Consider the following 26848-nt stretch of genomic DNA (forward strand, 5'->3'; position numbering starts at 1 on the left):
TAGGAGCTTTTCCCGCTATACGTTGCAATCTTTTGCGCCGAACACCGGCACAAAAGGATTTCCACTGCTATCGGGGCTATGGGCAGCGGCCCAATTTTTGCCTCTGGAGAAATGTAAATTTTAATCCAATTGTATTGGTGGAAGTGGAAAACGGTTATTGTGTATCATTAGAAGACAAAGATAAGCGTTATAGTGAACTTAGACGACCAGTTATCACAGCCACTCTGGGAATACATCTTTTGTAATTTTTAAACTTATAATTTTTTGGCAGGCTGCCTCCGCTGGAGATTCCAATCTTTTGCGCCGAAGATCTTCGCAGAAGGATTTTACTGTCGGGCTGCAAAACGCCGGCAAGGCCACATTGTAATTACTATTAATTAATATTCTGGGGCAGGTAAACGTTAAATACAGCTCCATTTTCGTTGCTTTGACCGGCATCGATCTCCCCATTATGGTTTTGGACAATTTTCTTGCACATGGCAAGACCGATTCCCGTGCCCGCAAATTCACTTTTGCGGTGCAGTTTTTGAAATATATTGAAAATTTTCTGGGTATCTTCGGGCTTCATGCCAATGCCATTATCACTGAATTGAATTTTATAATAAGCCACCCCTTCCTTTAGATGTACCGAGCGGATCTCCTCGGGCGAGGTAATACTGCAATGAATATCAATTTTGGGCTGCATATCAGGGCGTATAAATTTTAAAGCGTTGCCTATCAGATTGAAAAACAGCTGGGACATCTGCAGGGGAATGCCTTTGATGACCGGCAGCTCGTTCCATGTCACTTGGGCTCCCGTACGCTCCATCACCACATCATAATCTTCCAGCGCATTACGGGCCGTGTCCTCAAGATTGACTTCAACGAAAGTGGCATCCTCTTTCGGCAGGGCCGAGTAGGCGAGCACATCGCGGATCAGTTTGCCCATACGGCTGGTGGCGTCTTTTATTTTATTGATGTATCCCTGTGATTTTTCGTCAAGATGATCGGTGATTTTACCCTCGAGCAGCTGCACAAAGGTGCTGATCTTGCGAAGCGGTTCCTGCAGGTCATGTGAGGCTATGTAGGCAAACTGCTCGAGTTCCCCGTTGGAATGTATGAGCTGCACGTTGGTCTGTTCCAATTCTTCATTGGTAGCCCTTAATTCCTCTATAACAGCGGCGATCTCTTCGGTGCGCTCCTGCAATTGGTTTTCCAGTTCCACCTGCAGTTTCATCTGGATGGTAATATCCTGGGCGGTGCCGTTCATACGTACAGGGTTCCCCTCGGGATCAAAAACAGTTTTACCCTGGGCACGCAATATTCTTTTCTTCCCTGTAGTGGGATGGATTATGGTATAGGTCTCATCATACAAGCCTCCCGATTCAGGATTCAGTCCCCATGCCACGGCATTGACGACCCTTTGCTGGTCTTCTTCCAAAAGGATCGGTATAACTTCATTATAGTCCTGGGCAGCTGGATCATACCCAAACCATTCGATCAGGCGGTCAGAGTAGGTCAGTCCGTTTGATGCCACATCGATGCTCCAGGTACCGAGCTGGGCGAGTTCAACGGCGCCTCTCATGTTTTGTTCGGCCTCTTGCAGTTTGTTGCGCGCCACTACCTCTTCTGTTACGTCAATAGCCGTACAGATGACACCATAGATTTGGCCTTTCGCATCGTATAAGGGTTTGTAAGTGTAGTCATAGTAGCCATAATATGGCGAACCATTCTTAATAAACATAATGCGGGATGCCGTTTGGGCATGAATTTCACCAGTCTTCAAAACGTGCTGGTAGGCCCCGAACAAATGCGTCTCTTTCATCTCGGGTACAGCGTCCATGATGGGTTTTCCGATAATGGAATCGCCCTTGCCGAATATTTCAAGCATCTTTTCATTGGCCTGGTGCAGAACCATATCAGGCCCGGTGTATACCAATTTCGCTACGGGAGAATTATAAAAAACAGTACGCGCAAATTTTTCGCTCTCTTCCACTTTTTGCCTTTGGATCACCTGCAGGGTATTGTCAGTGACCCAGACGGCCACTTTTTTCACCTCTCCTGCAGTATCTTTTAGCGGGGCATAAACCAGAGTTATATAAACGGTTTCTTCCTTACCACCCCTGATCACCTTACGTTCGGCTTCGCTATTAGAGTAAGGGCTTCCCTTTAAAATAACACCCGCGAGTGCGCTTTCATAATGTGGGCGTGCTTCAGGGAAAGTATCCCAGTAAAAATTTCCAAGGATCGCTTCGCGTGGTTTTCCGGCCACGGCTATGAAACTGTCATTTACAATTTCCGCTTTAAGGGTCTGGGCATCCAAAACACAGATGCCCACCGGCGCATTCATGACTAGTAAATAGAGTTCCTGTTGGTTATCGATATTCATATAATAAGGCGTAGAAGATTTGAAAGTTCTTTTATATTCAATGAGAAAATTTATTTATATCCCATTACACCAAGTTAATCAATTATCAGGAATTTAAAAAATGTTATTTCTCTGCCTATATAATTGGTCGTCTAACATTATTGCCAGGTGCGGCAATGTCCAAGCCATTACGCTTTTCCACAGCGTTTCCTTAATTTTGTATAATAGTGGGTTTTTCTGGGATAATTGCCAGAAAGCGCTGCTCTCACCAAGGAGTTGAAATATTAGTTTTCGATACATTTTATGAATCCACTAACAATTAATTTTTTTATTATCTTGCATTCAAAGATTAATAATAAAGCATATGAACAAGAGAGGGCCCATAGTAATTATAGAAGACGACATCGATGACCAGGAATTTTTAGGTCAGGCATTTGAAAAACTTCAATATCCAAATGAAATAATTTTTTTCGCAGATGGGGAACAGGCCCTCCAATATCTTACAGAAACCAGCATTGAGCCCTTTATAATTTTCTCTGATATAAATATGCCAAAATTAAATGGAATTGAACTGCGGTCTAAAGTTCATGAAAATGAAGACCTAAGGATGAAATCTATTCCATTTCTGTTTTTTTCGACAGCTGCAGAACAGCAGCATGTAGTGGAAGCGTACTCAAAATCGGTTCAGGGATTTTTTATAAAACCGTTTGATTTCAATGAAATGGTGGTAATGATCAAAAATATTGTAGAATATTGGCAAAGTTGCGTTTCACCAAATTACGTAAAATAACTATAGTGGTTTAGCCATACACATGAAATCCCGATCAATGGAACCCCGGCAGTATATCAGACTCTCAGTGCTTAATGACATGATTCATGACACGATTAGTGCGCGTTTTGAAGGGCAGCGTTTTTGGGTACTGGCCGATATCACCAATCATTCCTATAAAGCCGATAAAAAGATCCATTATTTTGAGCTGGTGGAAAAAGCCCAAAACGGCAATGCCATAACAGCAAAAATGCTTGGCAAGTCGTGGGGCGGGGGAGCCGTTCGTATTGAGGAGTTTGAAAAAAATACGGGACAGGCCTTTACCAATAACCTTCACGTCCTGGTTCAGGTAAGCGTGGATTATCATCCTCTGTACGGATTGTCTGTGAGCGTTTTGGATATTGACAGCAATTTTATGCTGGGCATGCTCGAGCAGCAGCGAAATGCCACCCTGGAGCGTCTGGTGAAAGAAAATGATTATATCCAGAAAGTGGGGGATGGTTATTTGACGTTTAACAACCGGCTTAAACTTCCGGCAGTAATTCAGAGAGTGGCTGTAATCTCGTCGAGCAGCTCGGCAGGGAATGAGGATTTCCGCCACACCATGCTGCATAATGATTTCGGTTACGTTTTCCAGATTGATGATTATTATACCGTTGTGCAGGGAGATAACAATGCCAAACTGTTTTTGAATAAACTCATCGAAATCTATAATACGGGAATCCCATACGATGCCGTTGTGATTAACAGGGGCGGCGGGTCGCAGTCTGATTTTCTAATTTTTGACAATTACAATATCGGACGAGCAGTGGCCAAGTTTCCCATTCCGGTAATAACGGGGATCGGGCACCAGAAAAATGTCAGTATAGCGGACCTGATGGCCCATACCCATACCAAGACACCCACCAAGGCCGCTGAGTTTATCATTGCCCATAACCGAAGTTTTGAGCTTGGGATACTCGCGCTCCAGCAAAATATTGTCATCAAATCACAGCAGGTTTTTCACGCCCATTACAAAGAATTAAATGAGCTTAAAAACGCCATTTCCCGTAATGCAAGGGAACTTATACAGCTGCACGGGGAGGAGCTGACTCGAACCAATCATCAGATTACAAGCAGTTCAAGGGAAGTTTTGTACACACACCAAAAGAATCTAATCCTTGCTGCACAGCAGCTGGCGCAGAGTCCGAGAATGCTTTTTCAGCAACAGAAAAATGATTTTTGGAATATAAAAAATAGCATACAAAATGCGGCGAGTGATTATCTTCGCCATGAGAAGCTCACTTTGGAATACCACCAGAAAAGCATCCGGATGATGTCCCCGCAGAATATCCTTCGCAAAGGGTACGCAATTGTGAAGGTTCACGATAAAATTATCAGCAGCGCTGAGAATATAGAGGCTGGCCACGAGATAGAATTGATACTGAAAGATGCTAAACTTAAAAGCATTGTTAAAGAAAAAATACAATATAATGGAAGAGAAACTGACCTATGAGGCGGCAAAGTCCGAGTTGACAGCCATTTCAAAAGAAATAGAAAGCGAAGAAATATCAGTTGACGTGTTGGCTGCAAAAGTCAAAAGGGCCTCGGAGCTTATTGAGTTCTGCCAGGCCAAGCTTAAAAACACAGAAGAGGAAGTGAATAAAATCATCAGCAGGATGGACAATACTGAGAACTAAATAATGGAGCTATCAATTTATTTTATAGGATCCTCAATTGGGATTCAGTAAATAATTTTATTTTTGATGCCGAACAGCACGAGTATTATTTAAAATAATTGCAATGGAAAAGGGGATGAAACTGAAGGTTCGAAAAGAGCTGGACGGCAGGCAGCAGTCGAACATTATCAAATTAAAAGGAAGCCTGATCTCAAAGGGCTACACCGAGATCATACATATTTTGGATCAGGATGAGGAGTTTCATATCAATTCTTTTGATATTGAGAGTGGGACTGACAGTGAAGTACGTGAATTTATTACAGCATTTATTGCAAGGGAACAGCTTGAGGATAGTGTATCTATTTTTAGTTAATTATTGTCTGCTTTAATTTTTAGGGACCTTTAAAAAAAGTATAAAAAAGTGTCCTTTTAAATGATAAGGGCACTTTTTGATTTTGTTTGTGCTATTAAAAAAGCATTGAGGACTATTAAATATTATTTTTTAGGAGCTTTTCCCGCTATTCGTTGCAATCTTTTGTGCCGAACCCCGGCACAAAAGGATTTCCACTGCTATCGGGGCTAGGGATCCTGAGGAGCCAGTATTGTAATATCAGCTAAAAGGCGCAGCTTGCCCATGACATAAAGGCAAAAGGTATCAATAGATATTTAATTTTTCAGAACTTCCACCATTTTTTATTCTTGCTTATAGCTGTATCTGTAGCAGTGTCTGAACTTAAATTTTCTCTTGGAACAGCTTTGTCATCTTCAATCAGTTGCTGATCCTCTGAAGGCTTTGCATCCGAAAGTTCATTGATGTTCTTTTCAAATGGATTTTTCTGGGATTTCAAATAAGACTGTAAATCCTGTGCAGTATCTGTATCAGCATTCTCATTGGATGCTGCTGAAGAATCATCGGTGATTTTTTTAAGAAAGCGGAAATTGAAATCTATTGGCTTTTCCTTGCCAATTTCAAAAAAGTCGATTGTATATTGGTTTTTATCCAGATTGACCGCCTTGATTCTCCCTTTTTTAAATACCTCATGCAAAACTAAATCCCCTACACCCAAAAGTTCGTTATTTCCTGAATCCGAATTTCTAACCGGTACTTTGGAAGCCTGCAGGATTTCAGGGCTAAGTTTTCCTTTACGGATGTAAAACTCCTCGCTGATTTCAAAGAGAAAACGAGATGGATATTTATTGAGTCCCGTGGTGAAATTATATCCTTCCGAATCGGTGATGTAAAATCTTTTCTCGGCTCGTGTGACCGCTACGTACGTAAGCCTTCTTTCTTCTTCAATGGCGCGGCTTCTTCGTTCTTTTATGGAGAGTGCGCTTGGGAGCACGCCTTCAGTGAAACCGCAAAGGAAAACATACGGGAATTCCAGTCCTTTTGAAATGTGGATAGTCATCAGCTTTACTTTGTCCTGATTTTCATTATGGGTATCCAAATCGGTGTACAGGGCAATTTCCTGCAGGTATTCTTCAACATTGACAGGCTCTTTATTTTCTTTTTCAAGCAGGAGCATGGAACTGACCAGCTCCCTGATGTTTTCCAGACGGTCCTCATCACCGTCTTTGCGGTACAACGCGGTCAGTCCGCTTCTCTCGAGTATCTCTTTGACCAAATCCGATATGGATTTTGTTTTAGCAAGCTCTTTTAGCTCGGCTATCAAACCCAGAAATTCAGCGGCCCCTTTTTTAGCTAATTCCTTGTCTGTACTATTTTGTTCAAGGGTTTTCAGAAGAGAAAGGTTTTGCTCGCGTCCCAGATAACTCAGGCGCTCAATAAACTTTTTGCCAAGACCGCGGGAAGGATGGTTGAACATGCGAAGAAATGAAATATTATCGCCGGTCACAATAAGCCTTAAAAGGGATAAAACATCCTTAATTTCCTTTCTTTCAAAGAATTTAACACCTCCAAAAATCGTATAGGGGATATTCTCCTTGATCAAGGACTGCTCTATGTTTCTGGAGATATGATTGGCACGGTACAGTATGGTGATATCGGAATAGTTTGCCTTTTCGGTTTTAAGGATCTGCTTGATTTCCGAGGCTACCCAAAGGGATTCCTCAAAATCATTTTTGCCATGAAAATGGACCACTTCAACCCCTTCGGGCTTCTCGGTAATCATATCCTTGTCTACCCTTATTTTGTTGTTTTTAATAATGTGGTTCCCAACTTTCAGGATGTTGGGCGTAGAGCGGTAGTTCTGGTTCATGATGATAGTCTCACAGTTTGGAAACATTTTATCAAAATCCACCAGATATTCGGGTTTGGCACCGCGCCACTCGTAGATGGTCTGGTCCGGATCACCCACCACAAATAAATTCTGATGGATGCGCGAGAGCATTTCCACAAGCTCAAACTGGCTGTCGGAGCTGTCCTGCGCCTCATCAACCTGTATGTAATGCATGTTTTGCTGCCACTTTACAAGTACCTCATTATAAGTAGTCAGTATATATACAGTGAAATGTATAAGGTCGTCAAAGTCCAGGGCATAGTTCCGCTTTTGTTTATCCAGATATTTGTGAAATACTTTCAGGGATAAATTGTCGGTCTTTTCGTCCTCAAAACTTTTATTGGCCAGAATATAGCTTAAATAATCCGAGGTGCCTTTTGATTTGGAAATGAACTGCAGAACCTGTTTGAAAGTCAGGTTTTTGGAGTTGATATCCAGCTCGTTAAAGACTTCGCGAAGGATCGTCTTTTGATCTTCCGCGTCCAGTATAATAAAATTTTTGGGATACTGGATCTTGTTTATTTCCTCGCGGAGAAACCGCACGCAAAAACCATGGTAGGTGGTGATAAGGCTCACATCATAGGTGTCGCCGATGAGCATTTTTACCCTTTTTTTCATTTCCTGCGCTGCCTTGTTGGTAAAGGTCACGCAAAGTATGTTGGAAGAATTTATTCCGAGCCTGTCCACGATATAGGCAAACCTTGAGGTAAGGGCTTTTGTTTTTCCTGATCCGGCCCCGGCAATCACGCGTACATACCCTTCGGTAGTTTTCACCGCCTGAAGCTGTTTTTGGTTTAGGTTCTCTAAAATTGGATCAGTCATTTCGTTTTTTTTCTTTAGGGATAGTACAGTTTTTTGGATCGTATCGGGCTTATTTAAAAGCAGATAAAATCAAAAAATCCTGAAAAGAATTTACCATAAAAATACTAAATTCTTTTCAAGATCCCTTACTGTCATAATAGTACGACTGTTAAATATCCGATAGCTTGGAAGGGTCAGTAGCCTCGGCAATACTTTTTCCCTCAGGATTGTTTTTTTTGTCCGCATCATTGAGGTCATCCTCCTGATAATCATTCAGGCGGCCGGCTTCTCCGGTTCCTGCTCCGGGCTGCATGCTTCCCGAACCGCTGTAGGCGCTGTTTGCATTCTCGTTTGTATTTTCCTCGTTCTGTTGTCTGTTTTTATTTGTTTCCATGATTTTCACTTTTATCGGTTTTCTCCTTATGGTTTTTGAGTAGCTCCCGTGCCTGTTTAAGTCCTGTTGCTATGGCGGTGCCTTCTTCCGCGCCGTCCTGAAGCAGGGCATTGGCGATCTCGACAGCCTTTTCCCGGAGTTCTGCGGGCTGGTTTTTATAAGATGGGGGATAGCCCCCGTTGTACCACGGCATGATATTAGTTGTTTTCTGCCAGGTAATCCCTGACGTCATCTACTCTGGTACCTGCGGCCCTCACGGCACTTTTCAATGTTTCTGTCGGCACATTGAACTTTTCAGACCAGTACTGCACCTCATATGATTCATTGATATTGATTTGCGAATCATCTGCTTTTCCTGTTTTTGATTTATCATCCATGATTTTTGCATTTAATAGTTTATCTAAAGTTACCATAACAAGTAAAGAATCCTGTTATAGGATAAAAGCTGATTTTTACAGGATTGCAATGATACGCAGAGATAATTCATTTGAAAATGGATCAGTTCGGGTTATCTCACCTGACGAAAGGTAAGGTTGATCCTGGGCAGCACTTCCCGGGCTGTTTTGGGCACCTGATGTTCCCAATAGGTATTGGTATGTCCTGCCATAAGCAGAAAAGTTCCATGGTGCAGGGGTATCTCAATTGGCGGAATGTGTTTGAGGGTTTTATGGCGCAGACGAAAAAGGCGCGTTTCCCCAAAGGTTACCGAGGCGATGTTCATGTCCTTGTTGGTGCTGGTGGTTTTATCGCTGTGCCAGCCCACACCATCACTGCCGTCCCTGTAGAGATTAAGCAGCACGGCATTAAATTCAATACCGGTATGCTGCTCCACGCGCTCCCTGATCTGAAGCAGTGCTGAGGGCCAGTCGAGATTTGACTTTCTTTCTGGTCTTCTTGTCTCCCCATACCACGAAATCATTCTGGGCGCCGTGACCACCTTGTCGTACATCGGCATTTCATATTCCCTCCACTGGGTGGTATGGTATAAAAAATTATAGTAATAATCGGATTCTTCCTTACTGAAAAAATTATCAATCAGCATCAGATCCGCATCAGGGACGTCAAAGGTTCTTTTGCCGCCTTTGCCTGATGAAAAAATTTCGGTGTCATCAAATAGCATCATTTTCATAAGTTTTAAATTGTACATACTTTATAACCATAACCTGATAATCAAATAAAAAAAAAGTATTATTAATTGGTCATCTTCAGCCTTGGCAGGTTGATTTCATGTTCCTGCGGGTAGGGCTGGCGGTCGGTCATACTTACATCTTCCCGCAGCTGTTCGTGGACTGTAAACTGCCGCTCATCAGAGTTGGAATACCTGGGATCGGCAATAAAGGGCATCTTGGCCATTTTGGAAACCGTAATGGTAGGGAAGTGGTAATCCACTTCCACATGGCCCAGAAGCAGATAACAGCCGCCTCCCTGGAAAGGATATTCTTTTAAGCTTCCTGTGAAATGGGCCGTGTCAAAAAGCTCTCCTTCGGCGTCAATCCAGGTTCCGAAATACATCGCGCCCATCTTGGTAGGCACGTGTTTGCGCGAGATCAGATAGGCCAGCATTCGGACTGTTTTTTTATGATGCCCCAGAAGATCCTTGGCCATTACATCACCGCGGAATTTTGTCTGCAGCAGATCAAAAGGCGAACAGGAAACAGGGAAACTTAAAAGCTCGATCTCATCAAAGGCATCTTCAAAGGCAGAGCGCGCCAGCTCGGGCAGTTCATATTCCTTGACCGGCTCCTGAATGAGCATCAGGCTCCGGTTCTCGGGCTTGAAATTTACCATGATAAGCCGGGCAATCACAAGCAATTGATTTTTTGTCTTTCCCGTAAAGCGGAAGGCGCCAATAAAAATCAAAATCTGTATACCCTCGATACCGATGGGAATGCGGTTAATAAAATCCTCGAGTGACTTATAATCCCCGTTTTGTTCCCGTTCTGTTTGTATTTGTATCGCGATTTTGGATTCAAGGCTCTGCAGGTGCATAAATCCCAGATAGACATCTGATCCGTAAAGGGTGGTTTCAAACTCGCTTTTATTCACGCATGGATTATGAATTTTAGCCCCTGACATCCTTGCTTCATGTACATAGACCTCTGTCCGGTAAAAACCGCCCTGATTGTTGATGACCGCGACCATAAATTCGATGGGATAGTGCACTTTCAGGTAAAGGCTCTGGTAGCTCTCCACGGCATAGGAAGCAGAGTGCGCCTTGCAGAACGAGTATCCGGCAAAAGATTCAATCTGGCGGTATATTTCCTCGCTGAGTTTTTCCGGATGTCCCTGCGCTTTACACGAGGCAAAGAAATTATCCTTCACTTTCTGTAGTGCGGCTTTCGACCTTCCTTTGCCTGACATCGCACGGCGCAGGATATCCCCATCCGCAGCCGGAAGTCCCCCATAGTGAAGGGCGATTTTGATGACATCTTCCTGATACACCATAATCCCATAGGTTTCCCCAAGCTGCTGCTCGAATACCGGATGGAAATATTCGAATTTATCGGGATGGTTATGGCGAAAAATATATTCCTTCATCATTCCCGACTGGGCTACCCCGGGACGGATGATCGATGATGCCGCTACAAGGGTTTTGTAATTGTTACACTTCAGACGGCGCAACAGCCCACGCATGGCGGGGCTTTCAATATAAAAACAGCCGATAGTTTTACCTATTCCCAAAAACGCATTGCAGCTGGCTTCATTTTTTGACATCGAGGTATCACGGATATTCAGGCGAATACCCCTGTTTTTCTCAATAAGCTTCACGCTGTCATCAATATGGCCAATACCACGTTGGCTCAGGATATCGAATTTTTCAAGGCCGATGTCCTCGGCTATATGCATGTCAAAAAGCACAATGGGAAAACCTTTTGGAGGCATTTCCAGGGGCGTGTAATTCGTTATTGGCTCTTCTGAGATCAGGATCCCGCAGGAGTGCATGCTTCGCTGGTTGGGGTATTTTTCCAGCAGCATTCCATATTCCTGAACCTGTTTTACGACCTTATTTGTTGAATGGAGCTCCATAGGGTTTTTAGCCAGCGCGTCGAGCTCTTCCTTTGGAAGCCCGAAAACTTTTCCGACTTCACGAAAAATGGAACGGTATTTAAATTCCACGTTGGTGCCGCAGAAAGCCACATGCTCGTAACCATAGCGGGAGAAAATATATTCCAGGATGGTGTCGCGCTCTTTCCAGCTCCAGTCAATATCAAAATCAGGAGGACTCTTGCGGTTCAGGTTCAGAAAACGCTCAAAATACAGGTCAAGCTCGAGCGGACAAATATCGGTAATGCCCAGGCAGTAGGCGATGATACTGTTGGCTCCGCTTCCCCTTCCGATATGAAGAAATCCCTGTGAGTTGCTGAATCGGATGATATCCCATGTAATCAGGAAGTAACCGCTGAACTGGAGCTGGTCAATAACTTTCAGCTCCTTGAACATTCTGGATTTGGCCTCTGCATTATTTTTACCATAGCGCCATTCCAGGCCCTGCTTTGCCAGGGTGGTCAGAAGATTCATATCATCCTTGCGGTTATTGGTATAGAATTTCTTGTTTTTAGGCGATGCAAAATCAAATTCAAAATGGCAGTTTGCTACTATTTTCTCGGTATTTAAAATAATCTGGGGATATTCGGTGTAACACGACAATAGCGTTTCGAGTGGCACCATCACTTCGGTGGGACTGCAGTAATCAGAAGGGGTAAGCCTTGAAAGGATAAGGTTCATATCAATAGCCCTAAGAATCCTGTGCAGGTTATATTCCCTTTTGGTACGAAAGGTAACGGGCTGCAAGATTACCATTTTGATCTGTCTTTTTTTCCAGTCCGATAACACCAGTTTGGGAAGCTCTTCGGGACGGATGCCGATGTATTCATTTTCTTTTAGCAGATCGGGCGCATTCTCCAGGGGATAAATAACAAATACATCTGAGAATTCAGGTGCCAAAAAGGGAAGAGGTGTTTTTTCAAAATTATGCCGGGTCAGAAAACGGTTCATCTCGGCAAGACCTGATGCATTTTTAGCCAGACCAATGTAGCGCAGCTTGTGTTCACATCGAAATTCCATACCGACAATGGGCTTAATGCCTGCAGTCTTGCATCCTTTTATAAAATCATAGATTCCGGTAACCGTATTAATGTCGGTTAGTGCCATAGCTTTAACGCCTGAGGCAACAGCCTGGGAAATCAACTCCTCAAGGGGAATAGTGCCATAACGAAGGGAATGGAAGGAATGACAATTGAGATACATCTATTCTGATTTACGTTTTAAAATTTCATTTTTATTGTTGGGTTTAAACGATGCCCCTGCGCAGCGCATTACAGCGTCAAAGCCATATCTGTTTTTCATTCGGTCCATAGCCTGATAGAGTGCCAGCATTTCCTGAGTATCCTCAAACAGATCAATTTGGTAGGTACCGCGAACCAGTCCGCTAAAGCGCACACCAATCAGTCGGAGCCGCATACGGCGCTGGTATAGTTTTTCAAAAAGGTCCGTGACGGTTTTGGTCAGGATGTGATCAGCTGAGGTATACTGCACCCGGCACTGTTTGGTCTCTGTATCAAAATTGGCATATCGTATTTTGATAGTAACAGTTGAAGTTAGCCACTCTTCAGATCGCAATTGAAAAGCCAGTTTTTCCACCATTCCAAGAATTACCCTTTTGAGCCTGTCCATATCAATAGTATCCTGGGAAAAAGTATGTTCGGTGGAAATAGATTTTCTTTCGGTATAAGGTTCTACTGGATTATTGTCAATACCATTGGCTTTTTTCCAGAGCTCAGAACCATTTTTGCCGATCATCTGCTGCAATACTTCACATGGCATTTTAGAAAGGGTTTCAATTTTTCTGATACCGATTCTTGATAGCAGCTGAAAGGTCTTTTCACCTACCATGGGTATTTTCTGAATGGATAAGGGATTTAAAAAAGACTGCACTAAATGCTCAGGAATCTCTAAATTCTGTTTTTGTTTTCCTTCTCCTGTTCCGATTTTCGATACGGTCTTGTTAATCGAAAGGGCAAAGGTGAGGGGAAGGCCGGTTTCTTTTGTGACGGTCTGGGCCAATTCATTTGTCCATTTGTAGCTGCCATGGAACTTATCCATGCCGGTGATATCCAGATAAAATTCATCAATGCTTGCTTTTTCCACCACGGGCGCTTTTTCCTGTATGATCTCGGTAATGTCATGGGAGAGCTTGGAGTATAATTCCATGTCGCCTTTCATGATTTTGGCCTGCGGGCAGAGCTTCATGGCCATGTGGATGGGCATGGCAGATCGCACCCCGAATCTTCGGGCTTCATAAGAGCAGGAAGCTACAACACCCCTTTCACCGCCCCCGATAATCAGCGGTATTCCATTAAGTGCAGAATTAGTAAGTCTTTCGCAGGACACGAAAAACGTATTCATATCGATATGTACAATTGACCTTTCCATCTTCTTTTCTCATTTTTATACCAATCAAAATTAGTACAGATAATAACAATATTTGAAATTAATATGTTCTAATTTGGAACAAATTTATGCAATCAGTTTTTTCTGATAGTGGGGTAGCGTGTAAATATTGGAAACTTTAAAAAACAGCAAGATTAAGAAATGGTAAAAAGATATTTTTTTAATGTGTTTTTTCTGAATTATGCCTTATCTTTACAATCCCCTTATCAAATTCAGGATATCATTTTGCAGTTTTAAAATGACGCGTGCCTTTACTTTGGAATATTGTTTATCCAAAGCAGCTTCCTATTTATTGTTTAATGTAAATTGTAGAAAAATGGCATTTGAAAATTACAATTCCCAAAGGTTTATTTACCTGGCCGATGACGACAGCGATGACAGGGAGTTCTTTGCTGATGCGCTGAGCGAAATTGAGCGTGATGTTATCCTAAAACAGGCCCCCGACGGCATGCATCTAATGGAGAGCCTGCTTACGCTTTCCGAATCAGAGCTTCCCGATTTTATTTTCCTTGATATCAATATGCCGGGAAAAACAGGACTGGAATGTCTTCAGGAGATTAGAAATCTTTCCGGAGGTCTGAAAGAAGTAAATATTGTGATGCTTTCCACAAGCAGTGATCCGGAAAATATCCGCAGGGCATCAGAACTCGGTGCTACTTTTTATGCGGTAAAGCCCAGCTGTTTTGAGAGGCTTAAATCTTTGCTTGAAGAGGTGCTATCGATGGATCTTGTTGGGGCGGGTGAAGGAAATAAAAAGTTTCTTTTGGTTTAGTTTCTTTTTTTTAGTTTAGTCATAAGTGACCTTAATAAACTTGCTGCTATCGAAAACGCGATTTAATTAGCGGGTTGCGGGCAGGATAATGTTTCTGAAGATCGAATTTCACCCAATAGCTGTTTTTGATCATTTACGTATCTTTCTTTACTGTTTCGAAATAAAGCTTTTTTCTCTTTTTGATGTACAAATGGGCAAAAATCTAATTGGGATGATGAGCATCGTCAATTGTATTTAATAATGTTTTTTAGGAGCTAATCCCGCTATCCGTTACAATCTTTTGTGCCGAACACCGGCACAAAAGGATTTCCTCTTCTATCGGGGCTAGGGATGCTTCGGGGTATCACTCTAGTTTGCTACAATCCAGAGCAATAGGGCTTATCGGTTTTTTAAAGTTTATTTTTATTGCTATTAACGTTTATCTAAAATCAGTAAATCTTTTCTGTAAATCATTTAGCCATTTTATTCTCTTTTTTTGAGTAACTGATTTTACCATGTTATGGCTGATCCAGTTTAAATTTTTATATCCCATAGTTTTGAAAACACTTCTAAGCATTGCTTTTTTAATTAAATTTCCGATTAGCAGGGAGTACATTATCCTGGGTTTGTTCATTGTGGTGATAATAGTTACACCTTTTAAATTTTTCAACAGTGGTATAAGCCCAAAACCTCTGGGATGATGGTCATAAACTATACCGGGGGAGAGAACCCTATCGATAAATCCTTTGGTCATGGCAGGCATCAGATCCCACCAAATGGGAAATATGAAAATCAAATGATCTGCGTTTTTTAAACGATTGCTGTAATCTATAACCTGAGGATCAATTGGAGTATGGTCTACAAAGGCTTTCAGGTCTTCTTTAGTCATTGCCGGATTGAAATTATCATTATCCAGATGGATAAGATCTACCTGATGCTTCCCTTTTTGAAGTCCAGTGGTAACTGCTCCTAAAATGGCGTTACAGTAACTTTTTTCATAGGGGTGATTGAACACAATAACTACTCTCATTTTTTTGAATTGTTTACGATTTACAATGCAAAGATGCTGGAGTAAGAGGTATTGGGACGATAACAATTGTTAAGAAATATAGACTGCGAAATCGTCTTTGATGAATTAAAGCTGGATTACTCCAGTTCAATACAATCAAAATGATAGGACCTGAGAAGATTGACTACTTTTTTGCCTATGTTTTTTTTACTTTCAATACGCAGAATTTTATCGCAATCCTCAAGGTCAAAATTCCACTTTATGTCCTGGAAGCTTGAATCGAGAGCAGGCTTTAATTTTTTGATTTGTGCCTTATTTTTGACTGATGTTTTAAATACGTGTATCATAGCCTTGCAATTTCCCTGTATGATGATTAAAGCACAAAATTGGTAAAGCACTCGGCAGACTATCGATAACAATTGTTAAGAAAAATCTTTTTATCGCCTGTTGCGGATCCTGCTAAGCGATACTGAAGTGATGCCCAAATAGGAAGCTATGTAATGCTGTGGGATACGTTGTATGATTTCGGGATGCTCTGCCAGCAGCTGCTCATAACGCTGTTGAGGGGTGTTTTTTAGATAAGAAAAGAAAACCTGCTGGTTTTTTAGAAGCCTTGAGTATAAGTGCTCGATTATATTATCTTTTAGTTCTGGTGAATTCAGCAGCGTATCCTGAAAATCTTTCTGCGTGATGGTTTGGATAACACAGGGCTCAATGCTTTCAATTGTGTACAGACTGGGTTTGCCTGTCATAAAGCTTTCAATGGATGACACGCCGCCGCCCTCAAAAAAAAACTGTGTTGTGATGTCTTTCCCGTTATTGTTTATCCAGGTTCTCAAACACCCTTTTTCAATGAAAAACATGGTTTTGGAAGTGCTGCCTTCTTCCAGCAGGATTGTCCTGGCAGGAACCTCTATTGGAGTAAAAAGTGGTTTGAAAATACTCCATCTATCGGGGATGGTTTGTGTTTTTTTTGACATGAATACATTCTTTATTTAACCCAAAAGGATTATTTATACTACTGTTTGCTTACTGCCCCAAGTGGCGGTCAGAGGCACATTTTTAGTATGCCGTAACTTTTAGTCTATTTTGTCTTTATGATATCCCTTGAGCCACTGTTCCATTTTCTGGAGTAGCTGTACCTCTTTGGGATCGCCTGTAGGATCGGTGAGCCCGGTGATGGTCCTCTGGTAACTGAACCCCTTATTTTCAAAAAGACAGGTGAATTTTGGAGGCTCGTTGTGCGATACCAGCCATTTGCCATCATCGGTGCCTTTAATCTCAAATTTCTTCATATCTCATGCTCCCTTAGAATCTGCGGTGGTAATTTTCAAACCCCCTAGGATAAACGGCAAAGTTAAGGGTTTATTTCTATTTCGGGCGTTTATGTTACCCGTCAGGTGCTCTTCCCGTTATACGTTGCACCCGAGCGCCAGCGAGCTGGCGAAGCAATCTCTTGTGCCCAGCCTTGGTACAAGAGGATTTTCCGCTTCTCGGGGCTATAGTAGGGTCATCACTGTTGTTTTGTTGTAATCCAGAGTATAAAACTTATAGGTTCTTTAAAATATACCACCTTTTGCCATAAAACGTAAAGTAATAGTATCAATCAATAAAGTTATCGCTAAACTATTTTACTTATTAAGTATTAATACGTATTATTGTAAAAGAAGAACTACGTATTTTTAACCAAACCATTTTTTTTTTAACCATCAGTATTCTTTATAAAACATACTGAAAACATCATGATTTTATGAAACTAAAATTCATACCTTTTATGATTTTGCCCCTGATTGGATTCTCACAGCAGAACAATACAATACCGGCAGACTCCATAAAAGCATCCAATGTTTTTATGCTCGGGGAAGTGATCATTACCGGTCACCAGAATAAGGATACCTTAAACAGGGTAAGTGCAAAAGCAATGCAATCGCAGCATAAAATGGATGTTTCCAGGGCCCTCAATATGCTTCCGGGTGTTACGCTAACCGCATCAGGTCCAAGAAACGAATCCATGGTTTCTATCAGGGGATTTGATTTAAGGCAGGTGCCGGTCTATATGGACGGGATTCCGGTGTATGTTCCCTATGACGGCTATGTTGACCTGGCCCGTTTTACCACTTATGATCTGGCGGCCATTGATGTTTCAAAAGGGTTTTCATCTGTGCTGTACGGTCCCAATTCACTGGGCGGGGCCATTAACCTAGTCTCCAGAAAGCCATCAAAGAAACTGGAATATGACGGCTCGCTCGGAATGATAAACAGCAATGGCTATAGGGCAAACATCAATGTGGGCTCAAATCTGGGAAAATTTTACCTTCAGGGAGGATTTTCTTATTTAGAGAGAAATTCAACCCGGATGCCATCGGGTTTTGCTGCGATGAAAAATGAGGATGGGGAAGAGAGGGACAATTCTTACCGCACCGATCAGAAAATAAGTTTCAAAATAGGGTGGACCCCAAATAAAAAAAGCGAGTATGCACTTGGCTATATCAACCAGCAGGGAGAAAAAGGAAACCCTGTTTATGCGGGCAGCGATACTAAAAACTCTCTTTTGGCAAACCCGCGTTGAACTAAACCTCCGGTAGCTTTCGCTGCGATGATTTAGTACCTTAGTATTTATTAACGTTTAAATAATTGATAATATGGTAACTAAAAAAAATCTCCGGAGGAATTAAGAACGAACAAATATTTGAATCGTGCTTGTAATGAAATTACAGGTTTTTCTGAACTTCTGCATCGTTTTGAGCGAAATATTTCTATTTTAGGACGAAGCAAACGCACTTTTGAAAATTATTCGCGCCATGTGGCCGCAATGGTACTTCATTTTGGTGCTTTACCAACCGAATTACATCCCGAACAAGTTAAAGATTATCTCTTTGAACTGCAACAACGTTCCAATTCACCTTCGCAATCGTATTTTAAACACACTGTTTACGGACTTCGATTTCTTTTAAAAACAGAGAATTTACCTTACGATTATCTTCATTTACCATCGATTCCTAAAGAAAAGAAACTTCCTGTAATTCTGAGTAGGGAAGAGATATGGAAGATGCTTCAACATGCCGATTTGCTCAAACATCGCATTTTAATTGGATTGATTTATAGTTGCGGACTACGTTGTATGGAAGTTCGAAATATTGAATTAAAGCATCTGGATTTTGATAGAAAACTACTTCATATTGTTCAAAGTAAATGCAAAAAAGATCGTTATGTTCCCTTATCAGATCATATCATTCGGGGTGTAAAAAGGTATATTTCAGCCGAACATCCTACCACATTTTTATTTACAGGCAACACCAAAGACGCCAAAGGTTTTGATTCTCGTTACAGTCAGCGTGGCGTACAATGGGCGATTCAATCGGTTTGTAAAAAAGCAGGCATTTTAAAAGATGTGCATACGCATACATTGCGCCACAGCTATGCTACGCATTTGCTCGAAGATGGTGTAAATATTCTTCAAGTTCAGAAACTGCTGGGTCATGAACGCGTGGAGACGACGATGGAATATTTGCATGTTTGCCAGCTCGAAAACCAAAAAGTACACAGTCCAATTGATACCGTTTTTGCTTTATGCAGCCGCAGTGGGAAGTAGCCGATGTGCTGAGAAAAGTCGATTTGTCCAACCAAAACTTTACCGTTCATCAAGAAAAAACGTTAAGAGCATTGACTTTGTGCCGAACTGCTGCTTTGGGCGGACATGTAGATGCTTGTGATGCTTGTGGCAACATTAGTATTAGTTACAACAGTTGTCGCAATAGGCATTGCCCGAAATGTCAAGGTCATAAACGTGAAGAATGGATTCAGGCACGTGAGCAGGATTTGTTGCCTTGTTCGTACTATCATTTGGTTTTTACCCTTCCAGATTCGCTTAATGGATTAGCGATTGCACATCCAAAAATCGTTTATAAAATCTTGTTTGATTCTGTTTGGTCGACATTAAATCAATTCGGAAAAACGGAAGGTTTGCAACTAGGAATGATTGCGATTTTACATACCTGGGGACAAAATTTAAGTTTACATCCACATTTACACTGCATTATTCCTGGTGGTGGAATTGATGCCAACGGTAAATGGAAACGCAAGATAAAAACCGATAAATACTTATTTGCAGTAAAAGCGTTAAGCAAGGTTTTTCGAGCAAAATTTGTTGCCTTGTTACGTAAAGAAAAGCTTGCCGATGCTCATGTTTTGCAAAGTTTATTTGATAAAAATTGGGTGGTTTATGCCAAACGCCCATTTGGAGGTCCCAAACAAGTAATCGAATATTTAGGAAGATACACCCATAAAGTTGCCATCAGCAATCATCGGATTAAAAATGTAACAAATCAAGAAGTTACCATTGCTTATAAAGATTATAAAGACGCAAGTAAAACTAAGCAACTCACCTTAAAAAACGAAGAGTTTACAAGGCGTTTTAGTCTTCATATTTTACCCAAACGTTTTGTAAGAATCAGGCATTACGGTATTTTAAGTAGCAGTTGGAAACGTGGCAAACTGCAACAATTACAACAAGATTTAAATATATCATTCGACCTGAAATCGAAACCAAAACGCAACTTAAAAAATGTTATTGTTGTAAAGTTGGAAATCTGGTTACGTTACATGTCTTTGGGCAACGAGGTCCGCCAAAAGCATATCTTATCGAGAATACACTTGCCTATGTGAATTAGTTTTTACGGGTAAGGGAACTTGTATTTAATTGCGTCGGTAAATCGAAAAATAACAATAAGACAGCACAAGTTCAACCATAAAAAAAGCAGTAATCGTAAAATTACTGCTCGTATATCTTAAAGCTACACTTCGAAAACTCCATAATACGTATTAAGCTTCCTGCGGTTCCGTTCAACGGGCTTTCATCTCGTGCCCTCCGGGCAAGACGAAAGCTTAGTTATTTCTGGCAGTGGCCGGTTTGGAATAAAGAAAGTTATTACTTCATTTCAAATTCAAATCTGGATGCCAAAAACAGTTTGAAAACAAGAATATATTACGACAAATTTAAAAACACACTCAATAGTTATGATGATAAAACCTATTCCACCCAGACAAAGGGATATGCTTTTCAGAGTCTTTACGATGATTATACCTATGGAGGAAATGTAGAATATAACACGCAGATTATTCCCAAAAATGATTTCAAAATTGCCGTGCATTTTAAAGAAGATGTGCACCGCGAAAACAATCTGGGTGAACCAGTGCGTCATTTTATAGACAATACAATATTGGTAGGAATTGAAGATGTTTATAAAGTCACTAATAAATTTACAGTAATTCCGGGAGTGAGCTATAACATAAGAAAAAATATTCAGGCCCAGGATTACGCGAGCGTCACCAAAACAATTTCGGATTATCCTGCGGCTGATGCCAGTGATGCGTATAATGCGCAAGTTGGGGTATTTTACCAGCTGAATGAAACTCAAAAGGCAGGGGCAACCGTTTCGCAGAAAACCAGATTTGCTACAATCAAAGACCGTTATTCGTACAGAATGGGAACTGCCATTCCCAATCCTGATTTAAAACCCGAGACAGCCATAAACTATGAGGTAAATTATACGGCAAAGTTTTTTGAAAGACTCACTTTCCAGACGGCTTTGTTTTACAGTACCATTACTGATGCGATTTTAAGTGTAAGTAATGTGCAGCCAGGAAAAGCGCAGATGCAGAATTTTGGCAAGGCCCAGTACAGCGGTATTGAGCTACAGGCGGATTATTCCATTTTGGAAAACCTGTCCCTGAATGTAAATTACACCTATATTGAAAGAAAGAATATGACAAGCCCGGAGGTTCATTTCACTGATGTGCCGGGTACAAAGGTAATGGGGACACTTGAGTACCAGCCTTTGAAAGTTCTAAGGTTAATTGCCAATGCCGAGTTTAACTCATCGAGGTACAGCACCAGTTACGGAACTGCGGTTGCGGACTACACCCTTTTAAATTTCTATGCTTCGGGCAGGATACTAAAAAACTTCAGCCTTGATGCCGGATTAAATAATATATTGGACAGAAATTACAGCCTTGTGGAAGGGTTTCCCGAAGAAGGGCGAAATTTCTTTGTAACGCTTCGTTTTTTTAATTAATTTTTGATGCTAAAAGGATCATTAATGCCTATACAATCCCATTATAAAAAACTTACCCTGCTACTGGTGCTGGTGACCGCCGCTATATTCATTGCGGCCACTTCTGCAGTGCCTGTATATACAGATCCGTATAAACTGGAATATCCGGATTATTTTGGCAACCGGATCAGTATCCCGGCGAGCAATCCCACTACCAGACAGGGCGTTTATCTGGGAAGGATGCTGTTTTATGAAACCAGGCTTTCATCGAGCAAAACAATTTCCTGCGCGAGCTGCCATCAGCAGAAACTGGCATTCACCGACGGGAAAGCTTTTAGTGCGGGAATAGACAGGCCCACCAGGCGCAATGCCATGTCCCTGGCAAACCTTCTCTGGGTGCGAAACTTTTTTTGGGACGGCAGGGCAAAAGGATTGGAAGCCCAGGCAAAGGTCCCGCTTGGCGATCCGCATGAAATGGGAAATTATCTGGATAGGGCCGTTAAGGAGCTTCAGAAAACAAAGCTATATCCCGGGCTATTCAGGGAGGCTTTCGGAACGCCGGTAGTCACAGCGGACCGCATTGCAATGGCAATCGCCCAGTTTGAGCGCACATTGATTTCAGCGAACTCTAATTATGATAAATACCTGCGGGGCCAGTACAAGCCAACAGATCACGAGCTCAGTGGAATGGAACTGTTTATGAATTCCGCTGATGCAGGCAAAAACATCAGGGGCGCCAGCTGCGCGCAGTGCCATGGCACCCCTAAAATGTATATGGAATTGTTTCATAACAACGGCCTTGACAGTGTTCCAAAAGACCTGGGGCGGGAAGAGCTGACAGGAATGCCCAATGACAGGGGACGCTTTCGGGTGGTAACGCTTCGAAACATTGCCCTCACCGCCCCATACATGCACGACGGAAGGTTTAAAAACCTTCAGCAGGTGCTGGATCATTACAATGAGCATATCCAGCCAAGCCGGACTTTAAGCCTGTCTTTGGTAAACCGGCCTAACGATGTGGGAGGCAAAAGCCTTGGGCTCACGGCAGGTGAAAAATCAGATATCATCAGTTTTCTCAATATGCTCACGGATTCCACCTTTACAAACAATCCAAAGTTTTCCGACCCACATCTAATTCAAAAGTAAATGTCTTGATTTTATAGCGCTTACAGCTTAACTATTCAAATAACAAAAATGAAAAAATATCCTTTATCCCGTATTATTTTAATCTTCTTATTTTTAGTAATCTTTTGCAGAATATTTCCGCGCAAAGTGTTGTGAAGCAAGCAGTAGTAAAAGTGGAGGGAGAAGTTTTAAAGCCCATGTCGCTGGGCATGTTGGATCTGGCAAAGATGAAACGCGTGGAAGCCACCATGAAAGACCGCGATGGGAAGTTGCAGCAGTATTCAGGGGTACCCGTGTTTGAAATACTGCAGTTGGCCGGGGTCACTGTTGGAAAAGAGCTCAAAGGGGAAAACCTTGCCAAGTACCTGCTGGTCAGATGCAGCGATGGCTATGAGGTGGTTTTCTCTTTGGCAGAACTGGATCCGAGTTTTACAAACCGGGTTATTATTTTAGCAGACTCAAAGGACGGAAAACCTTTAGAAGATGGGATAGGGCCATTTCGTTTGGTTGTCCCCGATGAGAACAAACCGGCCCGATCGGCGCACGAGGTTACCCATTTAATTATCCGGTTTGCGAAAGATTAAACAGTTTTAAATATAATTGTTCTTTTTCAGTTAAATTATACTAGATTTCTTATATTTATATCCAATCAATAATTTAAGCAAGATGCAGGAAGGTAAAGTAAAATTTATAATGAAGAGAAAGGTTTTGGATTTATAACACCAAAGGATGGCGGCAGTGAAATCTTTGTTCATGCCACAGGTCTGTCGGAAAGCATCCGTGAGAACGACGAGGTGCGTTACGAGGTAGAACAGGGTAAAAAAGGCCCCAACGCAGTAAATGTGGTTGTGGTCTAATATTCTTAAAAAAACAAACAAAAAAGCATCTGCTTTACAGATGCTTTTTTGTTATACACTTTTATGGTCAAAGGATAAAGTAACTTTATTATGATCTTAAATTTGGCATAATGAAATTTGATTGGGTTATATGAGCCCTAGCGCTGCAATCTTAAATTTAATTACAGTTTGTGGTCGTGAAATCGTCTATTGCTCAATATTGAACAAAAAGAAATTAAAATGTTATGTGTCTGCTGCTGCAGCCCTAGTTAATTGTCAATATTTATTTCATATGATAAAATGGAAAACCCGCCCAATACAGAAAATGCATCAGGCGGGGTGTCCATAAACATAATCTTCCATTTTATGTTTACTTAAGTTATCTAAAGGGCTGTAATGCTCTTTTTGTGTTGTTTTAAAGTCTTTAAACTTCAAAACTTAAAGGATGGGCATCGCTGCAAAGTCAAAGGTGTGCTTTCCTGACCGGTTGTAGTTACAGCCTGTGGGTATGTTATTACACAATTCGCATTCTTAATATTTAGTCTTGACCGATGCAAGATATTATTTTTAGGTTTAATATTATTTTTTAGGAGCTTTTCCCGCTATTCGTTGCAATCTTTTGTGCCGAACCCCGGCACAAAAGGATTTCCACTGCACACGAGCGAAGCGAACTGGCGAAGCAATCGGGGCTAGGTTCTGACAGATGCGACAAAACCAACACAGATATCTAAAAAAAAAAACTATTATACACTAAAGCATAAATCGATATGTAATTTTTATCAAAAAAGTATTAGTTGGTTTTCTTCCTAAAATCTGAGAATTCAGTTCTGAAAACAAGTTTTCATCCGCATTTCCGTCGGATGTTATTCCCTGCGACCAAACCAAAAATAATTCCGAACCAGGAATATATTCCCATCTTGCAACTAAATTGGATCGAAATTGCACAAAAGCAAAATCCGGATTTTGAATTTTGTAATCTGTAATCCCATTTTTGTCTTCATCAATCTGGTAATTATTTTCTAATTCATTAAAATAAATCTGATTTGAATCAAACAAACTTACTCGATCTCCATAATAAAATGCGGCAGGATTTATTACTTTATTAAAAGCATTGTATCTTCCTCTGGAAATAAAAGGCTGGCCATAATATTGAATGGTAAAATTTGGATTAATATTATAATCTAATCGTATAGAGGTACTTAAAGTATTTTGACTCAGATTTGCCGTAAGATATCGGGGATCAGTATTAAAACTGGTTTGAGTAATATATTGCAGCTTATTTTGCTTTGAAGAAAAACTAGCGCTTAAAGAAAAAGTAAAGGCGTTAATGGGCTGATATATAATGCCAGCAGCAAACTCAGTATATGAAAATGAATTGTTTTTGCCCTTTGTATCATAAAGGGCAAAGTTGTATTTAAACTTTTTTCTATTGTCTGAAGTAATACTGACCGATTTAAAAAACTCTTCAGAATAACGAAAACGTGGGCCTCCCTGCAAAATAGAGTTTGAATAATTTATAGGTTTATAAATCGCTAAAGCAGTAAAATTCCAATTGTTTTTTAATACAAAATCTGAATTAAAAGAATATTGCATTTTATTGTAATTTCCTTCAAAATCAAAATTTGAAAGCTGTTCCAGGTGGGTTGTGATTTTTCTAAACTGACTGAAAGGTTTTAAAGTTTCATAAGACACTAATGCATATTGTTTGATTTCGTCTGCCTGCCTTAAAAAACCAATATCATTTAGTTCCAATTCTGGAGATCTCCATATTATAGATCCTTTGTAACGCCAGTTTCCAACACTAGCTTTTCCTATTTCAAATTTTCCACCTGTTCCTGTGAGTGATCTTTTTAAAGGATCAACAGAAAGATGTCCGGCATCTGTTCTCTGGAATAAATGCGTCATATTTCGCTGTGTAGCTGTTATAGCTTCTTCGCTGCCTTCGACTTTGCTGGCAACAAAATTGCCTTTAAAATAATACTTTCTATTTTTCCAATTATGCATAAAATCCACTCCGGCTGTATAAGCAGATTGATGCATAAAGTTTAGAAAATTAGTTTCTAAATTTCGATTTACGGCAGTAAAAACAGCACCAAAATAACTGTTGCGATTATTAAAGTCTTTTTGAACTCTGCCAATAAAATAATTGGTTAATGGTTCTACCAATACCTTTTCAATTCGGCTATTTTCCTGAATTTTGGCATATTCTTTATTTGTCACACTTTCTAGCATTCCAATTGACCAGCCATTTTTAGTTTTTCCGCTAAATTTTGCTGCTCCCAAAATGGCGGTATTATTAGGAATTGACATAAAAGCACCAGATGGAACATTGGGCTGTCCGTTAGGATTTCGTCCAATTCTGCGGGAATAAAACAAATTATCCTGATCATCAGCAAAAGAATAGTTGAAAATGTTTTTATTTTCTACAAAAAAAGGACGCCGTTCATCATAAAAAACTTGAAAACCATCTAGTACAATAGTAGATGGATCAGCTTCTACTTGTCCAAAATCGGGATTAATAGTTAAGTTTAATGTTAAATCATTAGTGACACCAATTTTGGCATCTAAACCTCCGTTCAATTTAAAATCATTACCGGTTTTAAACGGATTTCCTTCTTGCGCTGGATAAGTTTCCAACTTAGAAAGTACAAAGGGCTGAATTTCGATCTGCCTTTTAGGAGATAAACCAATTAAACCTCGTAACTCTCCAAATTCACTGACCCAGCCTGGCGCATCGAGTGGAATTCGCTGCCAGACAGATCGTTCTTCGGTTCTGAAATATCTTCTGGTAGACTGCAATGCCCAAACTTGTTCAGGAAGATCACTAAATTTTAACTGACTTAACGGAATTTTGATTTCGGCAGTCCAGCCTTCCTGATCAATATTCGTTTTTAAATACCAGATTGGATTCCAATTTCCATCCCATGTTTTTCCATTATCCGAAATAAATCCATCGCTTTTTACACCGGCAACAGAAGCTGCAAATGAAAAACTGGTAAGCTGATCGTTATGACTGCTGATATTTATTTCGATCCAATCACCTTCAAAACCATCACGTCTCGATAATCTTTCTACAATTCCTTTTGGATCTTTGTCATAACACCTAAAACCAAAATAAATAAAATCTTTATCATATATAATCTTGAATTTTGTCTGTTCAGAAGGCTCAGTATTTTCATCCGGCAGATTTTCTATATAATCTCCGGTCCAGTCCACAATATCCCAACTTTCATCGGTTAGAAATCCATCGATTACGGGTGCAGCCAAAGCACCTAAAGCTTTTGTGGTGTAAACTTTTTTAGCTGTTTTAGGTACTGACTGCCCAAAGCTAAACTGAAAAAAAAATAACAATACAAACAAAGTCTTTTTATAACAAATCATATGCTTGATTTTTATTAAATCGAATTTCATCTC

Annotated in this window: 22 protein-coding genes and 2 pseudogenes; 12 read left to right on the plus strand and 12 right to left on the minus strand. The window is 40.8% G+C overall.

What is annotated here, in order from left to right; all coding sequences use genetic code 11:
• Positions 1 to 373: 373 nt before the first annotated feature.
• The gene (locus BKM63_RS16935; protein WP_071637759.1) at positions 374 to 2368 is read right to left on the minus strand and encodes a PAS domain-containing sensor histidine kinase; all 1995 of its coding nucleotides are present in this window, start codon (positions 2366 to 2368) and stop codon (positions 374 to 376) included.
• Between the two features lie 343 nt (positions 2369 to 2711).
• Between BKM63_RS16935 and BKM63_RS16940 the strand changes: the two genes are divergently transcribed.
• The 4 genes from BKM63_RS16940 (at position 2712) to BKM63_RS16955 (ending at position 5147) form a co-directional block, all read left to right on the plus strand.
• Positions 2712 to 3137, plus strand: a complete 426-nt coding sequence (locus BKM63_RS16940; RefSeq protein WP_071637760.1) for a response regulator — start codon at positions 2712 to 2714, stop codon at positions 3135 to 3137.
• A gap of 37 nt (positions 3138 to 3174) precedes the next feature.
• Positions 3175 to 4611: an exodeoxyribonuclease VII large subunit gene (gene xseA / locus BKM63_RS16945; RefSeq protein WP_071637761.1), complete on the plus strand. Its 1437-nt coding sequence runs from the start codon at positions 3175 to 3177 to the stop codon at positions 4609 to 4611.
• Entirely contained in the window at positions 4589 to 4795 is a 207-nt protein-coding gene (xseB, locus tag BKM63_RS16950) for an exodeoxyribonuclease VII small subunit (protein WP_071637762.1), read from the plus strand. The genes xseA and xseB overlap by 23 nt, the downstream gene beginning before the upstream one ends.
• Before the next feature lie 103 nt (positions 4796 to 4898).
• Positions 4899 to 5147 (plus strand): hypothetical protein, encoded by a 249-nt coding sequence (locus tag BKM63_RS16955; RefSeq protein ID WP_071637763.1) that lies wholly within the window; start codon positions 4899 to 4901, stop codon positions 5145 to 5147.
• 301 nt (positions 5148 to 5448) lie between these two features.
• On the opposite strand, the gene BKM63_RS16960 is transcribed toward BKM63_RS16955, so the two are convergent.
• The 7 genes from BKM63_RS16960 to dinB all read right to left on the minus strand — a co-directional run bounded on the left by BKM63_RS16960 (position 5449) and on the right by dinB (position 13642).
• Complete coding sequence (locus BKM63_RS16960) at positions 5449 to 7836, minus strand: ATP-dependent helicase (protein ID WP_071637764.1); 2388 nt, start codon at positions 7834 to 7836, stop codon at positions 5449 to 5451.
• A gap of 148 nt (positions 7837 to 7984) precedes the next feature.
• A complete protein-coding gene (locus tag BKM63_RS16965) occupies positions 7985 to 8209 on the minus strand; it encodes a hypothetical protein (RefSeq protein ID WP_071637765.1) in 225 nt (74 codons plus the stop codon).
• Positions 8196 to 8402: a hypothetical protein gene (locus BKM63_RS16970; protein WP_071637766.1), complete on the minus strand. Its 207-nt coding sequence runs from the start codon at positions 8400 to 8402 to the stop codon at positions 8196 to 8198. The genes BKM63_RS16965 and BKM63_RS16970 overlap by 14 nt, the downstream gene beginning before the upstream one ends.
• Before the next feature lie 4 nt (positions 8403 to 8406).
• The gene (locus BKM63_RS16975; protein ID WP_242661170.1) at positions 8407 to 8586 is read right to left on the minus strand and encodes a DUF3606 domain-containing protein; all 180 of its coding nucleotides are present in this window, start codon (positions 8584 to 8586) and stop codon (positions 8407 to 8409) included.
• A 131-nt stretch (positions 8587 to 8717) separates the two neighbouring features.
• Positions 8718 to 9332, minus strand: a complete 615-nt coding sequence (locus BKM63_RS16980) for an alpha-ketoglutarate-dependent dioxygenase AlkB family protein (protein WP_071638151.1) — start codon at positions 9330 to 9332, stop codon at positions 8718 to 8720.
• 68 nt (positions 9333 to 9400) lie between these two features.
• Positions 9401 to 12457, minus strand: a complete 3057-nt coding sequence (locus tag BKM63_RS16985) for a DNA polymerase III subunit alpha (RefSeq protein WP_071637767.1) — start codon at positions 12455 to 12457, stop codon at positions 9401 to 9403.
• The gene (gene dinB / locus BKM63_RS16990) at positions 12458 to 13642 is read right to left on the minus strand and encodes a DNA polymerase IV (RefSeq protein WP_071637768.1); all 1185 of its coding nucleotides are present in this window, start codon (positions 13640 to 13642) and stop codon (positions 12458 to 12460) included.
• Positions 13643 to 13898: 256 nt separating this feature from the next.
• Here dinB and BKM63_RS16995 point away from each other — a divergent pair, with 256 nt between their 5' ends.
• Positions 13899 to 14432: a response regulator gene (locus BKM63_RS16995; RefSeq protein WP_242661171.1), complete on the plus strand. Its 534-nt coding sequence runs from the start codon at positions 13899 to 13901 to the stop codon at positions 14430 to 14432.
• A gap of 418 nt (positions 14433 to 14850) precedes the next feature.
• Here the strand turns inward: BKM63_RS16995 and BKM63_RS17000 are convergent, their stop codons facing one another.
• The 3 genes from BKM63_RS17000 to BKM63_RS17015 all read right to left on the minus strand — a co-directional run bounded on the left by BKM63_RS17000 (position 14851) and on the right by BKM63_RS17015 (position 16715).
• Positions 14851 to 15441, minus strand: coding sequence for an NAD(P)H-dependent oxidoreductase (locus BKM63_RS17000; RefSeq protein ID WP_071637769.1), 591 nt, complete (start codon positions 15439 to 15441; stop codon positions 14851 to 14853).
• 416 nt (positions 15442 to 15857) lie between these two features.
• Positions 15858 to 16400, minus strand: coding sequence for a Crp/Fnr family transcriptional regulator (locus BKM63_RS17010; protein WP_071637771.1), 543 nt, complete (start codon positions 16398 to 16400; stop codon positions 15858 to 15860).
• A 99-nt stretch (positions 16401 to 16499) separates the two neighbouring features.
• Positions 16500 to 16715, minus strand: coding sequence for a hypothetical protein (locus BKM63_RS17015; RefSeq protein ID WP_071637772.1), 216 nt, complete (start codon positions 16713 to 16715; stop codon positions 16500 to 16502).
• A gap of 455 nt (positions 16716 to 17170) precedes the next feature.
• Here BKM63_RS17015 and BKM63_RS17020 point away from each other — a divergent pair, with 455 nt between their 5' ends.
• From BKM63_RS17020 to BKM63_RS24090, 7 genes and pseudogenes are all read left to right on the plus strand, one after another.
• The gene (locus BKM63_RS17020; RefSeq protein ID WP_083572269.1) at positions 17171 to 17989 is read left to right on the plus strand and encodes a TonB-dependent receptor plug domain-containing protein; all 819 of its coding nucleotides are present in this window, start codon (positions 17171 to 17173) and stop codon (positions 17987 to 17989) included.
• Positions 17990 to 18109: 120 nt separating this feature from the next.
• Positions 18110 to 19012: a tyrosine-type recombinase/integrase gene (locus BKM63_RS17025; protein ID WP_071637773.1), complete on the plus strand. Its 903-nt coding sequence runs from the start codon at positions 18110 to 18112 to the stop codon at positions 19010 to 19012.
• A pseudogene (locus BKM63_RS17030) lies at positions 18991 to 20090 on the plus strand (IS91 family transposase). Before BKM63_RS17025 ends, BKM63_RS17030 begins: the two are co-directional and overlap by 22 nt.
• Before the next feature lie 150 nt (positions 20091 to 20240).
• Positions 20241 to 21494 carry a TonB-dependent receptor plug domain-containing protein gene (locus BKM63_RS17035; protein ID WP_347512093.1) on the plus strand — a complete coding sequence of 418 codons (1254 nt, stop codon included), beginning with the start codon at positions 20241 to 20243 and terminating at the stop codon, positions 21492 to 21494.
• A gap of 24 nt (positions 21495 to 21518) precedes the next feature.
• The gene (locus BKM63_RS17040) at positions 21519 to 22619 is read left to right on the plus strand and encodes a cytochrome-c peroxidase (RefSeq protein ID WP_071638153.1); all 1101 of its coding nucleotides are present in this window, start codon (positions 21519 to 21521) and stop codon (positions 22617 to 22619) included.
• 104 nt (positions 22620 to 22723) lie between these two features.
• Entirely contained in the window at positions 22724 to 23182 is a 459-nt protein-coding gene (locus BKM63_RS17045; RefSeq protein WP_207539275.1) for a molybdopterin-binding protein, read from the plus strand.
• 82 nt (positions 23183 to 23264) lie between these two features.
• Positions 23265 to 23455: pseudogene (locus BKM63_RS24090) on the plus strand (cold-shock protein).
• Between the two features lie 729 nt (positions 23456 to 24184).
• Here BKM63_RS24090 and BKM63_RS17055 read toward each other — a convergent pair.
• Complete coding sequence (locus tag BKM63_RS17055; protein WP_071638154.1) at positions 24185 to 26815, minus strand: DUF5916 domain-containing protein; 2631 nt, start codon at positions 26813 to 26815, stop codon at positions 24185 to 24187.
• Positions 26816 to 26848 lie beyond the last annotated feature (33 nt).

Origin of the sequence: Flavobacterium johnsoniae, from assembly GCF_001879205.1 — a bacterium.
Lineage (GTDB): Bacteria > Bacteroidota > Bacteroidia > Flavobacteriales > Flavobacteriaceae > Flavobacterium > Flavobacterium johnsoniae_A.